We start from the raw sequence: 15,242 nt of genomic DNA, 5'->3' as shown, positions 1-15,242 counted from the left end.
TGAAAATATACCTAATATTAGGTAATTTGCTTAAAAGTATAAATACCTATGAATCGGTATAAATGTCATCCGTTTTTACCGCTTACATTTGCAAAAAAGAAATTAACCTAATTTAAAACAACATGAAAATTACCAAAATTATTTTACCAATTGCTTTATGCATGTTGGTATTTGCAATCATTAGCTGCAGCGACGGTGAATTGAAAAAAGAAAATGAAAAATTAAAAACCGAAAATGATTCTTTGAAGCAATTATCATTGGGGACAAAAAATCTATCTGGGCTTCTTTCCCCTGATCAAATTGTATCAGAGATAATAGACCCAACACTAGCAACAAGTTTAACAGCTTGCTTTAGAAATTCTGCTGCCAATACTACTATCCTGGTTCCAACAGCATGGGAATTTGAGTCCGCACATCTCTCAGCACTAGCTGTATCAGCACCCAAAGTGAAATTTTATGCCGCCACTAAACATACTGCTGGTGGAGATAGCCTAACACTAATTGCTGTAGGAGTTGACGAAAGCAATACTGACAAACTTACTAAAGCTGATGGAACTTCTGCTATGTACGAATTTGCACAACCATGCCCCACAAAGTGCAGTAATACTAACACCGTGCTAAACCCAGGGCCAAATGTATTTCGCAAATTCAAATTTACACCCTAAAAAACACCCTTTGGACTTTAATTATTTATATATCAAATCCTCTCAGGCCAGTATATTAATTCCACTAATTACTGGCTTGAGGTTTTATGGTGCTCTTGACCGAAAATTTAAAATTCTGCTGCTGTATTTTTTCATATCAGGCACTACGGAAATTATTGCCAGCAATATGAAAATTATATTTTCTAATAATATGCCGTTACTGCACATTTTTACTATAATTGAGTTCTTTTTATTTGCTACTATTTATTATATTTATTTCAGTAATCACCAGCTCGCGAAAAGGATGATTGCCATCTCCTCTTTCCTGTTTCTGCTCAGTGCCGTTCTGGATGCTACTTATTTTAATGGCTTTTGGCGATCTAATACCATCAGTCATTCGGTAGAAAGTATCATTTTAGTGATGTTCTCGCTTTTGTATTTTTTCTCCTTTTTTAAGGAAATTTCGGAGGAAGAAGTTTGGAAGAAATCAATGTTCTGGCTGAGTTCAGGAGTGGTCATTTATTTCTCGATTAATATTTTTTTATTTATGCTTGCAAACTATTTACTTAAGAAAAATTATAATTTGGTTGACCAAGGCTATAATATGCACGCATTTATCAATATATTTGTGAACATTATATTTGCCATTTCATTTATATGCCTGCGGAAGAAAACACCTTAACCATATTTTTTGTAGTAGGAACTTTATTTGTGTTTCTATTAGTCACATTCCTATTTATTTATGTGTACCTCCATCAACAAAAAGTAAATAAATTTAGACTACAACTGAGAGATCAAGAAATTAAAAAACAGTTGGAACTATTTACAGCCCTCAACGAAGGCGTAGAGAAAGAACGTAAACGCCTGTCGGAAGAAATACATGATGGTATAGGTGCCAAACTTTCGGGATTAAAAATGAGCTTAGAATATTTGAAACAAAACAATGACTCAAATTTATTAACCAAAGTAGCAAATGGTATGAATGAGGCGATAGAAGAGCTAAGAGAAATATCGCATAACCTTTCCCTTTCTTTTCTTTCATCAAAAGGCTTGGAAAATGCTTTGGCCGAACTTATAGCACATTATAACAATAAGCTCAGTTGTCAGTATCAACTTTATATTGAACTAGAAGAAGATAACATAACTCATATACAAACAATATATAGAATAGTAGCTGAACTCCTTCATAATATTCATAAGCATGCACGTGCTACATTGGCTTCAGCACAAATACTCACAAATGAAGATGTCATTCAAATTATAGTTGACGACAATGGAACTGGATACGATGTATCATCTGTTCATCACGGTAATGGCTTACTTAATATCAAAAACAGAGTAGCCCATTCCGATGGGAAATTAAATATAGATTCTTCACCAAAAGGTACGATTACTATTATAGAAATTCCTATAAAAAATTCATGAAAGAAAGTATTACTATATATATTGCAGACGACCATCAAATTATTATTGATGGGCTTACTTTATTGCTCAAAAGTGAAGAAAATATTATCATTATTGGTCATTCAAACAACGGGCAGAAAGCATATAATGACATAATAAACTTGAAGCCCGATATAGCTCTCTTAGATTTGAGAATGCCTGAAAAAGACGGGCTGCAAGTTATCAAAACTTTAAAAAATAAAAGTAATACCAAGTTTATTATCCTGTCAATGTTTAATGACAGAAGATATATTAATGATGCTATGAACTATGGTGCTATGGCTTACCTTCTAAAAAATACAGGCAAAGAAATACTTCTCAAAACTATATATGAAGTAGTAAAAGGCGGTATATGCTTTCCGGAAATTCAAAAACCAAAAGACCAAAAAGAAACTTTCTTGACCCCTCGTGAGTTGGATATATTAAAATTAGTCATTACGGAACATACTTCACAGCAAATCGCCCAGAAACTATCGCTGAGCCAATTCACTGTTGATACGCATAGGAAAAGTATATTGAAAAAATTAAAAGTGAAAAATCTGGCTGGCTTAGTGAAATATGCAATTGACAATGGAATTAGTTTTGATAATTATATATAAAAGTAAACCCTAACAGCTACTCATAACTACTTCAGCAACTCATCATATAAAATAGAAAAATAAAACACCGCACCCACTGTAGGTCCGCCGATAGATTGCACGTATCGTAAATTAGTGATATTGGTCCCTCCCAATTTGAGCAAAGTATTATATTTTTTACTTAGTTGATAACTAAATGCTAAGTCCAATGTATAATAAGCAGGCACGGTACCACGTTTGCCAAATTCTAAATAATCATAACTTTGCACCCAGCGATAAATAGTTGAAAATCCCAAACTTTTATATAGTTTAATGGTAGTAATTCCCAAGTTAAATTTATTTTGGGGCGTATTATACTGTGATATATAATCCTGATCTAAATAGGTTTGGGTTTCGTTCATTTTGTTGAAACTATAATTCCCAAATAAGGTAATTTTCTTCGAATAATAATAATTGGCTGAAATTGACACTCCGTAAGTACTTACAGGAACTTCAGAGTTACCAGACCGGCGGTAAACAGCGGTTAGTGATGGGGTTCTTAATTGATAGGGATGTATATTATTGTTCTTTAAATACTGAGGAGCCAAACCCACATACTGTTGTGTAGCGATTAAATTCTGATAACGATTAATATAAAAAGTAGCATCAGTTTCTATCTTTTTAAAAGTAAAGCTACGCCAACCTATTTCAAATGCTCTTATTTCTTCTGGCTTAATGTCTTTAATCTGCGGCTTTATTAATATAGTTGAATCACCGGTTAATATATATTTATTTACAGAAGCTTGTGTATACATATTTACAAACTCAGTCCCATTTGATTTATGTTTGATGAGAAACATATCAACTACTGTTTGATAAAATCCCCCAAAATTAATCACACCCAATTGTTGTATATTTATATTGTTAAATTGGTCATAAAGCGTAGGCATTCTATATCCCAACTGTGCGGATAAGCGAATAGTATGCTGTCTCTTTTTGCCCAATATCACTACCACTGATGCACGCGGACTAACTCTGGCATCAAATCTTTCCAGCTTATCTACTCGTGTTGAAGCTTGCAGTTTCAATCGCTTACTATAAAAGTCTTTTCCAAATTGTATAAAAGCACCCACCTCATTTGAATAAATTTTGAGAGCTCCTGTATCGGCCAATAAAGTACCTCTTGTATGTGGAGCATATAATCGGTAATTAGCCCCCACCAAAAGCGAAAAACTTTTAATGATATCCTTAAAATCATATATATATTCAGAATACAATATTTTGGATCTGCTTTGAAATTTGCTGCCTTTTTCATAGTCAGAATGCGTGGTCACATAATTCAATACCGAATCGAACGCCTTGGTGCCAGGTTCAAAACGGGCTCCACCTTGCATTGATTTTGTTAAATATGGATAATGTGCTGTGGTATCATATTGCTTCGCTAATTTCGTATTGTCGGCATCGGCAAACTTTCGGGCTGTAGCGTCGTCTCCAGCTTTTATAGAATCGTAACCTAAGCCAAATAGATTATTTAAATTATTAAATTGCCCTGTATATACCAACAAGTATTGATCAAACCAGTCTTTATTATCTTTGGCCATATTGTTAATTTGTATGGCAGTTGTACTGAAGTCATAGCTTGTTCCTGAATTTTCAAAACTACCATAAGTTCTAAACACATGATTATAATGTTTCACCTCCAACTTATGCATCTGCATTACAAAATCCAAAATCTGACTCCTGTTTTCGGTTTGAAAATTTGCGGTACCTGACCCTACTCTGCTAAGCCATGAAATTTCTGTATGATGCGAAGGCCGATAATAGATGCCGCCTTCTGTTTTTAAACTATATATTTTATAGTTGAACATATCCTCTTCCTTATATCCTGTTCGAGCAATTTTTATGGGATATTTAATATTTCCAAAATTAGTAGGCCCTGAAAATCTGTAGGAAGAATCGAAATTACTATATACTTCATCTCCGCCTTTATTTACTGCATCATAACCTGGGTTCCCCATACCAGGTTTATATCCATAACCTTTGGTACTATTATTATTGTAACAAGTATTATACTCTGCTGCATCGGCATAATTTGTAGCATGCCAGTCAGTGCCTGTCATATAACTCATCACAATTTTATAGGCTAGTTCCTTGCCAATAGTATTAGCATATCTTAAACTTAAATCATATATAGAACTTGCTGGTGCAGCTATATTATCTATATGGTTGATACCACTTTTAAACTGTGCACTTATACCTTTATATTGAAATGGATTCTTAGAGGTAATATTGGCCAATCCATTCAAAGCATTGGGGCCGTATAATGCAGATGCAGCCCCTGCAATAAATTCAATTTTCTCGATATCTAAATCTACAGGGCCGTTTAATTGCACAGCGGCAGTGCTAAAACCCGGCATTGCCAATTCCATATTGTCAAATCGTTGAATAAAGCGTCGGTTATATGCTGAGTTGAAACCTCGTGTATTGAAAACTTTATAATTAAGACTGGTAGTAATAGCGTCCACACCAGCAACATTAGCCATTCTATCGTAAATGCTCATGGATGGGCTATACTGTATTTGTTTTGGGTCTAAAGTTTCGATGGTGGCAGGACTTTCAAATTTTCTTTCGTTTTTACGCGATCCCGCTACCACCACTTCCGTCATCACCACAAAATTTTGTTTTAATCTGAAATTTAAATAAGTAGTTTTTTCATCCACAATAATTGTATCTGATTCAAACCCATTATAACTACAAATCAATTTTACAGGTTGATTCACGTTGAGTCTGATAAAAAAAATACCTCTATCATTAGTATATATTGTATTCTTTGCCCCAACTTCTGCTATCGAAGCCAAGCCAATATAATTATTATCATTTAATGAGCGAACTGTTCCATATATAGTTCTAGCAGCCACTGTCCCTTTCATTTTATATAAAGCCGTATCTGAAGCTTCGTTACTATGCCTTCTAGAGTTGGAACGGTAATCTTGTGAGTAGAGAGATTGAAATGTAAACAAAGCGATAATCAAAAAAATAATTCTGACCTGAACTGAATACAAAGAAAAATTTAACACCATACTATGTGGAACTATTGCAAAATAATTTTATGGATGCTCACACCCTTTTCAGTGGTTGTTTTAACAATATATATCCCTTTAGAAAAATGAGCAGTAGGGATAGCTATATTAGGCATATTTTTATACACAGATGAATATACATTGTTCCCCTGCATGTCATTAATAGAAACGTGAAAAGGTTGCGTTAAATTATTACTATATACGTTTATATAATCGCTAGTAGGATTTGGGTAAACTGAAACATCATAGTTTTCACCTTCGCTAATGCCAGTATTACCGCCAACAAGTTCTACATCATCCACAATAAATTTGCTACCCTCCTGCTTAGTTGAATAGATACTTGAAGAAAACAATATAGTTAAAGTATCAGGTATCTTAGCATTTAAATATCTAATACTATATTCTGCTTGTGTATAACTAGAAGCAGTCGTGAAGAGGGTGGAATCGCAAAGGCCAATTGTGTCACGCCTATTAGTAGTAGTATTCCATTTTGAAAGTGTAACCCATGCTGCTGCACTGTCGTTTGTAGAAGGTGAATATTTGTACCAAAACCTAAAAACAGTTGGACGATAGGTATAAGGTATACCAAGTATGGGAATAAATCCGCTAACTTTACCTAAAAAAGCGGAGGCTGTATAATCAGGGAGAAACTGCCCATTTTGAGGTTTGGTTACAACATGTATTGTACGCATCTCGCAAGCATAATTACCTGTATGTGCGTCTGTAGTTTTGAAAACAGATTGCGGATTGCCCAGCAAAATAAAAAAATTAGATGTTATCCAACTATTGGGCTCACTCCCACTCCAATTCTCAAAACTGGAATTGGGAACCTGCGAAAAAACATAAGAACTCCCAAACATTGCTATAAAAAGTATGGATAAGGTTTTTTTCATGTGGCTGTATGAACCACAAAGTAAAGTAATAGTATGCAAATGAGCAAAAATAATTTGCACAAGCAAATTTGCCACAATTCCGAAACAAAGTCGGGGCATAGGACACTAAGGACGGCGTCTTATTTGTATGAAAATGCCCTCTTGTATTTACATTTTATTCTCATCCCAATATCCTTTCTAATACCTCCTCATTCAAATCCACTTCTATATCATAACCACAAGTTCCTATTTGTTGCAGTAAACTAAAACTTATATACTCATTACTATTTTTTTTATCGTTTTTAATTTTTTCTAGCATGGTATTATAATCAAGATTTATAGGCTTGCTATCTTTATAATATTTGTTGATGCAATTTTCAATAATATTGAGGTGGTCGATATCCAGTATTCCCAATTCATGCGAGAGTTTCGCCTCGGCCAATAAGCCCCAAGCAACAGCTTCTCCATGGTGTATATCTTTTTGTGTGGCTTCTAGTGCATGGCCAATTGTGTGGCCTGCATTTAATATTTTCCTCAGACCATGTTCATGTGGATCTTCTTCCACTATTTGTTCTTTAATATCGATTGAGGTTTGTATAAATGGCAATAAATGTGTGGTATTATTCAAATCTATTTCGCACAGTTTTTCAAAATAATCTGCATAAGCTATAAGGCCATGTTTAAGCATTTCGGCAAAACCATTATACAATTGTCGTTGTGGTAAAGTATTTAAGAAATCAGTATTATAAAAAACAGTTTTGGGCGGATAGAAAGCCCCTATCATATTTTTGGTTTGCGAAAAGTTAACTGCAGTTTTGCCTCCAAATGCTGCATCAACCATACATAATAATGAAGTAGGGATATTTATATAATCTATTCCACGTTTATATACTGATGCACAAAAACCACCAAGGTCGCATACCATGCCACCGCCCACATTGAGCATTAAAGCCTTGCGTGAGGTATTTACTGCCATCAGTTTTTCAAATACTTTTTCGCAGGATTGCAATGTTTTGTTCTGTTCGCCACTATCTATTATAATAGTTGCTTTTATATTTGAAATAAGTGGTTGAAGAACTGGCAAACAAAGCTGTGAAGTATGCTTATCGGCAAGAATAATAATTTCAGAATAGCCCTCAAGAATATTTTCGAGTTCGGCTGCATGATATAAAAACTGTGTGTGTTTCAAGTGGCAAAGCTACAATATGATGATTTGTGTTTTACTTTTGCAAGCAAATTATTTTATAAGAAGTGAATCAGATTTCGATGGATGATACCGCTACAGCCTTTAAGGCCAAGAGCGACGGGGAATTAAAAAAAGCCCATTTATTATTTCGAGCCATTGGTATTAATTGGTTTGTAAACATGGGGCCTAGCCTTCTCAAAATTGCCCAGGCACTTCGATTACCGATTAAAGGCATTATTAAAAAAACTATTTTTGCTCAATTTTGTGGTGGTGAGAATATTGAAGAGTGTTCCAAGACTATTGAACTGCTCAACAAATATCATGTGGGAACTATTTTAGATTATTCAGTTGAGGGTGAAGGCAATGACGAATCTTATCAGCATACCACCAACGAAACTATTGATACCATACTCAAGGCCAAAGACAATCCAACCATACCATTTAGCGTTTTTAAAATGACCGGGGTTTTCCCCCACGATTTGCTGCAAGCCTTCACCGAAAAGCAGTCCTATAATGAGCAAGAATTAGAAAAAGCTGCTGCCCGTGTCGACAAGATTTGTAAAACGGCCCACGATAACCATGTAAGAATTTTCATAGATGCAGAAGAGAGTTGGATTCAAAATGCGATAGACCATGTGGCCGAAACCATGATGCAACGCTACAATAAAAACACCGCAATAGTATATAATACTTTGCAACTTTACCGCCACGACAGGCTTGATTACCTAAAGAAGCTGCATACCATGTGTGCGGAATATAATATATACATGGGTGTAAAATTGGTACGTGGTGCCTATATGGAAAAAGAAAGATTAAGAGCCCAACAAATGAGTTACCCTTCTCCCATCCAGCCTGATAAAAAAAGCTGTGACCATGATTATGACGAATCGCTGAAATTTTGTGTGGAGCATATTTCCAATACCTACGTTTGCGTAGGCACGCATAACGAGCAAAGTTCTATGTTGATGGTTAAATTGATGGTCGATAATAATATTGATCCATGCGATGAGCGTATTTATTTCTCACAGTTATTGGGCATGAGCGACCATATCAGTTTCAACCTATCGGCTGCTGGTTATAGGGTTGCTAAGTACGTTCCTTATGGCCCCGTAAAATCGGTACTGCCCTATCTTATCAGGCGTGCACAAGAGAATACCTCTGCAAAGGGACAAGCGGGAAGGGAACTACAATTGATAGAAAAAGAATTGAAACGTAGGAAAAGTGTCAAATAAAATTTGTTTTTACAAAATATTGAGTTAATATTTGCCCTGTAACCAAAACACGAAAATAAATATGAAGAAAAATGAAACAGCGTTCACTTCGGTAATGCTTATAGATGATAACGAAATAGATAATTTCATCAATCAAAAAATGATCGAGGGATGCAACCTCTCCAATAAGATATATGTTCACACCTCCAGCAAAAGTGCTCTCGAATTTTTGCTCAACATACAACGTAACAAAGACCTGCCGGCTGATATAAAACCGCAATTAATTTTCCTCGACATCAATATGCCCATTATGGATGGATTCCAATTCATTGAGGAATTCCTAAAGCTTGGTGTGCAATTCCGCCAAGGTGTTACCATTCACTTGCTCACCAGTTCTATCAATCCTATGGATCAAGAGCGTGCTCTATCCTTTGGCGATTGGGTATCATTTGTAAACAAACCACTTACCCGCGAGTATTTAACCTCTTTGGGAACTAAGAAAAAATAATCTCTTTTAAACTTTATCTTCTTCAAACTCAAGTTCACTGAGTTTATTTATTAGTTTATCGTCAAGCTTCAAATAAGTTAGCATCTTCTTTTCTCCATGGTTTAAAAACTTAAACCTATCGGCATGTTGCTTAATTTTCTCAGCCAAATTTTTTGAAGATGGGTTTGCGACCATATATAATAATCGGTAAAAAGTACGGGCATTATCATATCCAATATCATCTTCCAATTCTTTAAGCTTGCGTGACACACCGCGTAAGTGGGTCATGGCCAATTCTTTCTCACTAGCTAATAAATAGCACAAGGCTTGGAACAAGCGTATCTCCACCTCGGCATGATAATAATTTTTATAACTCACTTCATTACTCATCCTCACTAGCACACCAGCAGCTTCGGAATATTTACCCAAATTGAAATTACAAATAGACTTATACAAACAATATAACATATAATTGGGCACATCTTGTATATCCGGAATATACTCAGAAAGCAACTCATTCATTTCGTCCAACATCAAATGTTCTTTGTTGATGCGAGCCATTCGCTCAGCTTTGGAAATCAAAAATTTAGAAGGGAAGCAACAGTGGTTATAATTAAGGAATGATGCGAGATTTTCATTGATGGGGTTATAATATTCCTCCTCACGGTTATGCAAACCTATAATATGATAATATTCAAAAGCAAGATAACGATGTACCAATTTGAGGTACTGATAATCCTTATCGGTGCGATTCTGATTAAAAATCGTTTCCATTTGGTTCAACATCAACTCGATTGGTTGCTCCACTTTGTGGTCGCCGTCTTGGGGCAAATAAATAGCAGAACAAATGTCCACTATATTTTTGTAAATGCTTAAGTGATGCGATTCGTAAAGTTTGGCAACATTATGCAACTCTTGCTTAATGAGTGAGAGCAATTGCAAATTTATATTTGTTTTGGACAATTCATAGTCAGCAAGCTTACGGAAAAAGTCTATCAATAGATCTTCAGCCTTGTCCAAGGCAATGGTATAGGCCAAATGTCTGTTATACATTTGGGTATAATGATAAAATTTGGGTGAGCTGATATGCAATTTTTTTAGTGCATTATAAATACTTGCCAATTTGTAAGGATTGTCCTGCTGCTGCATGTCTACCTCAAGTTGGCTGAGGATGGCTACAGCCTTATTCCTTTGGGTATTATATAATAACTCGGGAATATCTTCAATTTTACTTGATGAATCAACAGAAGGATTGATAAATTGTGCTGAAAGATACTCTTGAATTTTGTCAAGCAAACGTGATTTGATGGTGTAAAAAGCACTGTTGTTCATCTCCAGTTGCTCACGCATTTTCTCATCGTTTAGCTGGCCTTCGCGGAGCATATTGAACAGTGTCATGTACTTCCAAGCCCCTGTTTGTTTGAATCTATTCTGAATTTCTTGACATTCAGTATCTTGCAATTGTTGTATAACAGATTTGAGTTTAGACATAGGGTCAAATGAAATCTATTTTCTTGATAAAAACAAATTCTTACATAACTTTTTTAACCAAGGTGGTATGTAAATTGTGAATGGTATTAAATATTTAACAGGCTAAATTTGCAAGCATAATGAACAGAAAATCTTTTATCAAATATTCGGCAATGGTGGGCGGTGCTATTATTTTGCAGCCAAAACACATTTTTGCTGCACCCAAAACAGTTATCAATAAAACCATACTTTGCATCTGGGGCGAAGGGGTCCAAATTTCGCATTTTAAAATTCTTATGGGACAATTGTTATGTGGCGAGAACGTTCAAGTGGAACAGAATTTCAATTTGAAATATGAAGGGGAACTCCATTCACATAATAATGCAATGAGCACAATTAGTTCGGAAATATCGAATGTAATTAACATTAATATTCTTAATGATAATTTTGATGCTTCAGATTATCTAAACAATAATGCAAACGATATAATCATTATCCGATTCACGGGTTGTGATGCGGCACATTATAATAATAACTTATATCATACCGCTCTCGAAAAGTATCAATTATATACCCAAAACATCATGGAGTACTTGCAAATTAATAATTTATATCATAACGGCTGCGTTTTAATGGTTGCTACAGAAATGGGGCGTGACCTAGATGGTGGTGAAATACAGTTAAACAGCGGAATTGAATGCAGCCACCATCTTACCGAAGATGCCCGTATAACTGGCGTGTTAGCATTTTCAAATCCTAAATATGCTAATAATTTGAAAGCTATCCATCAGATAAAAACAACCAAGTATTTGTTGAAGCATCTATAGTCAAAACATATTATACCAATTCTTAAACTATAATGGTTCTCCGCCTGTGGCGAATTGGTTTGTAGAATGGAAATGCCAAGCTACATCGCGAAAGCATTCGGGATTAGTCCCTTTCTTTTGGACTATTATATATTGAGTTTCGGCACTATAAGGAGTATTGGTATAGATTACTTGCCAAAACTTTATTTATTTATTTATATGGAAACTATAAAAAAATAAAAGCCCCTAATCGGGGCTTTCATTTAAGTCTAACCAAAAACCTATGAAATTATATCAGTATGATATACAATCTAAATTAAAGTTTGATGATACGTTTAACGGTTTGCCCGTTTTGCATCACAACCTTTAACCAATAGATGCCATTAGTTAGGCTTTCGGTTGCAAGAGTCGTTGAAGAAATGTTGCAAATAGTTGATTGTGAAACTGATAAAATTTTCGAACCTTGAACATCGTGTAGTTCCATCAATAGGGGTTTGCTATCGCTGCTCCAACTAATATTCAATTCGTGTGTAAATGGGTTGGGCCAAATGCTCAATTGTCCATCGGTTTCAGCACTGGATATCCCGTTATTGCTCACAATTATTTGTGCAGAGATTGAATCTACGCAGTTACCATTTTTAATAATCATCCAAACGGTATAGGTGCCATTTTGGGTATAGGTGTGGTTAACCACAGTTCCTACACCTGATTTACTATCACCAAAATTCCAAGTATGGGTATAGGTGGCATTTGCGGCTACAGTATCACTAAAGTTAAAGATAACTCCTTGGGCATTGCTAACATATTTGAATGGTTTTGCAACTGGACCTGGTGTGATAGTAGCAGTAATTTCCGATGAAGTGCCTGAGCAGCCACCAGCATTGGTAGCGGTTACTTTTACTTTATCGCCAGTGTTTAGTGAAGCGGTTGTATAATCATTTTGTGAGCTATTTTGAACACTGGTGCCATTTACAAAAAACTCATAGTTGTAACCACTTACACTTGGAGAGGTGAATTTGGCTGATTCTCCATTACACCACGTATTATTTGCGTTGTTTGATTGTAGGGTAATATTACTCAAAGCAGCTTGTATCGTAACTGTAATTTCGGATGAAGTTCCTGAACAACCTGCTGAATTGGTAGCTGTTACTTTTACTTTGTCACCATTTTGAAGTGTGCTACTTGTATAATCATTTTGAGTGCCTTTTTGCACACTCGTACCGTTCACAAAGAATTCGTAGGTATAGCCACTAACCGCGGGCGATGTAAACTTGGCAGCCTCTCCTGGACACCACGCGTTATTTGCATTATTGGCTTGGATGGTAATATTACTTAATGAAGATTGTATAGTAACAGTAATTTCTGACGAAGTGCCTTGGCAACCACCTGTATTGGTAGCTGTTACTTTTACTTTGTCACCATTTTGAAGTGTGGTACTTGTATAATCATTCTGCGAACCTTTTTGCACGCTGCTACCATTTACAAAAAACTCATAAGTATAACCACTCACCGATGCAGAAGTAAACTTAGCAGCCTCTCCTGGACACCAAGTGTTATTTGCGTTATTCGATTGGATAGAAATATTGCTAAGTGCAGGCAAAATCACGATATCAACTTTGAAAGTAGTTGCTGGACAAGACAATTTTGACGAATCAATCAAATCGAAAGTGTAGGATGTATTTTGAGTGGGTTTAAACACATAACCTGTTTGACTGGTAGCGGTAGCACCATCTAAAGATATTGAATAGTTTCCAGAATTTGTAAAACTGATAGCTAGCACCGCCGAATCGCCCGCACATATACTTGTTTTATAGTTATTGGTACTATACTTTATTGGTGTGCAACTACCTGTGCTGCATGACACACTGCCTTCATCACCAATATTGCATGGGCCATTATCGGTCGCCCTTACAAATAATTTCAATGCTATGTTATTGGCCAATCCATTAACAGTATGGGTCAATCCAGTGTTGCCGCTTGACGGGGTAATCCAAGTGGCTCCACTGTCTTCACTTACTTGGTAACCTGTAGCATTGGTAACACCTTGCCATTTAAAGGTAATAGAGCTGCTGGTATTGGTGTCGCAAACTACATTGGGTGCCGCTAATTTTGAACTATAAGTTAAAGACAAACTGTTACTGGTATCACTCATACAACCAACAGAATCGGCCAATGCACTAATCGAATAATTGGAAGTTCCGCTATAAGGTAAACTATAAGTATTGGTGCTACCATTGCTTGTGCTGGTACCATTTATAATTATATAATAATTGCTTAAGCCAGATGGCGACACGGTAAGATTAAAAGTATCCATGCTGCATAAACTGGACTGTGGACTTACACTCAAAGTAAGATTGGGTTTTGATACAACACTTACAGTAATTTTACTGCTTGTTTTGGAGCATCCAGTGGCATTCGTTGCCTTACAGGTATAATCACCCGCCTGTTTAACTGTTATCTGATCTGTAGTATCTCCAGTATTCCACAACAATGTAGCTCCCGATGGATAATTGGCCGTAAGCACTACCGAATCACCTTGGCAAAACGCAGTATTTCCTGAAGCTGCTATGCTAATGTTAGGTTGCGGATTAACTGCTATAATAGCTGAATCTAGCAAAGATTTACCTTTGTTATTGGTAGTTTGCAAATACAATTTATAGGTGCCCCCAATAGCAAATACAAATTTTTCATCTTGGTTTGTTGAAGTAGAAGGGCTAACATTTTGGCTATTTGCAAAAGTCCATTTCCAAGCAGTGGGGTTCATAGTACCTGAACCAGCAGCCCTTAGTGTATCGCCCTCGCACACTGGATTGGGTGTTGCAGAGATAGATGCGGTGGGTAAAGAATCAGAAGGCCTAAAGTTGAATTCTTTAGCATAAATAACATCACCGGAAGATTGATTATTACTATTAGTAGAATTTACAACCGCATAGAAAATTATGGTGCCCACATTGGTTGATGGGGCTTTCCAGCTAAATGTCCAACTGATTGCTCCATTACCAGCAGTGCCAGCGGTTTTGTGATATACAGAGGTGCGGGTACTTCCACTTACTGTATAAGTCGACTTTTGTGTAGTGGACGAATTGGTAATGGTAAACGCACCAGCAATAGGTTTACCTGTTGCCGAGTCTAAAGCAGTGATGGCAAAACCAAATTTGCTTTTACCGCTTTCTTTGTATGTCAGTGTCATTGAATACGTTGAATCCGGGATGTATTGGGTGGTACCAAATCCATTGTCGAGCAACATATTATTCCAATTATTGCCGCTAGTTTGAAGTGAACTTCCACTATGACAGCTTGTGCAATCGCCTTCGCCTGGAGCATTGGTATATTTTCCACTTTGGCCTGAACCACTAGTTTGTGCAAAATAGTTGGCAGCCATAAGGCCAACTAAAAGCATACACGAAATCATTTTTTTGGAGGGTAGAAATTTTAACATATTTAATTAAATTGATTTTAGGTTACAAAAGTATATCAACAAATTGT

12 protein-coding genes are annotated in these 15,242 nt (G+C 36.0%); 7 read left to right on the top strand and 5 right to left on the bottom strand.

The features are described 5' to 3' along the window. Positions 1 to 122: 122 nt before the first annotated feature. From SGJ10_00125 to SGJ10_00110, 4 genes are all read left to right on the top strand, one after another. Positions 123 to 665, top strand: a complete 543-nt coding sequence (locus SGJ10_00125; protein MDZ4756527.1) for a hypothetical protein — start codon at positions 123 to 125, stop codon at positions 663 to 665. Positions 666 to 831: 166 nt separating this feature from the next. After that, the gene (locus SGJ10_00120; GenBank protein MDZ4756526.1) at positions 832 to 1,326 is read left to right on the top strand and encodes a hypothetical protein; all 495 of its coding nucleotides are present in this window, start codon (positions 832 to 834) and stop codon (positions 1,324 to 1,326) included. Next, positions 1,302 to 2,069, top strand: coding sequence for a histidine kinase (locus SGJ10_00115; protein MDZ4756525.1), 768 nt, complete (start codon positions 1,302 to 1,304; stop codon positions 2,067 to 2,069). Before SGJ10_00120 ends, SGJ10_00115 begins: the two co-directional genes overlap by 25 nt. Continuing rightward, positions 2,066 to 2,686, top strand: a complete 621-nt coding sequence (locus SGJ10_00110) for a response regulator transcription factor (protein ID MDZ4756524.1) — start codon at positions 2,066 to 2,068, stop codon at positions 2,684 to 2,686. The genes SGJ10_00115 and SGJ10_00110 overlap by 4 nt, the downstream gene beginning before the upstream one ends. 26 nt (positions 2,687 to 2,712) lie before the next feature. Here SGJ10_00110 and SGJ10_00105 read toward each other — a convergent pair whose 3' ends face one another. The 3 genes from SGJ10_00105 to aroB all read right to left on the bottom strand — a co-directional run bounded on the left by SGJ10_00105 (position 2,713) and on the right by aroB (position 7,785). Beyond that, on the bottom strand, positions 2,713 to 5,574 hold the full coding sequence (locus SGJ10_00105; protein MDZ4756523.1) for a TonB-dependent receptor plug domain-containing protein: 2,862 nt from the start codon (positions 5,572 to 5,574) through the stop codon (positions 2,713 to 2,715). Positions 5,575 to 5,735: 161 nt separating this feature from the next. Then, positions 5,736 to 6,617: a T9SS type A sorting domain-containing protein gene (locus SGJ10_00100; GenBank protein ID MDZ4756522.1), complete on the bottom strand. Its 882-nt coding sequence runs from the start codon at positions 6,615 to 6,617 to the stop codon at positions 5,736 to 5,738. Positions 6,618 to 6,777: 160 nt separating this feature from the next. After that, on the bottom strand, positions 6,778 to 7,785 hold the full coding sequence (gene aroB / locus SGJ10_00095; GenBank protein ID MDZ4756521.1) for a 3-dehydroquinate synthase: 1,008 nt from the start codon (positions 7,783 to 7,785) through the stop codon (positions 6,778 to 6,780). Positions 7,786 to 7,847: 62 nt separating this feature from the next. Here aroB and SGJ10_00090 point away from each other — a divergent pair, with 62 nt between their 5' ends. Both SGJ10_00090 and SGJ10_00085 read left to right on the top strand, forming a co-directional pair. Next, a complete protein-coding gene (locus tag SGJ10_00090) occupies positions 7,848 to 9,014 on the top strand; it encodes a proline dehydrogenase family protein (protein ID MDZ4756520.1) in 1,167 nt (388 codons plus the stop codon). 61 nt (positions 9,015 to 9,075) lie between these two features. Beyond that, on the top strand, positions 9,076 to 9,501 hold the full coding sequence (locus SGJ10_00085; GenBank protein MDZ4756519.1) for a response regulator: 426 nt from the start codon (positions 9,076 to 9,078) through the stop codon (positions 9,499 to 9,501). A 6-nt stretch (positions 9,502 to 9,507) separates the two neighbouring features. Here the strand turns inward: SGJ10_00085 and SGJ10_00080 are convergent, their stop codons facing one another. After that, on the bottom strand, positions 9,508 to 10,971 hold the full coding sequence (locus SGJ10_00080) for a hypothetical protein (protein ID MDZ4756518.1): 1,464 nt from the start codon (positions 10,969 to 10,971) through the stop codon (positions 9,508 to 9,510). A gap of 119 nt (positions 10,972 to 11,090) precedes the next feature. On the opposite strand from SGJ10_00080, the gene SGJ10_00075 reads away from it, so the two are divergent. After that, the gene (locus tag SGJ10_00075; GenBank protein MDZ4756517.1) at positions 11,091 to 11,777 is read left to right on the top strand and encodes a hypothetical protein; all 687 of its coding nucleotides are present in this window, start codon (positions 11,091 to 11,093) and stop codon (positions 11,775 to 11,777) included. Positions 11,778 to 12,072: 295 nt separating this feature from the next. Here SGJ10_00075 and SGJ10_00070 read toward each other — a convergent pair whose 3' ends face one another. Next, entirely contained in the window at positions 12,073 to 15,138 is a 3,066-nt protein-coding gene (locus SGJ10_00070; protein ID MDZ4756516.1) for a choice-of-anchor V domain-containing protein, read from the bottom strand. Positions 15,139 to 15,242 lie beyond the last annotated feature (104 nt).

The sequence above is a fragment of the Bacteroidota bacterium genome (assembly GCA_034439655.1).
Classification (GTDB): Bacteria; Bacteroidota; Bacteroidia; order UKL13-3; family UKL13-3; genus CANJUD01.
The sequence above is the reverse complement of the archived record's forward strand: the minus strand, read 5'-3'. Positions and strand labels throughout refer to the sequence as shown.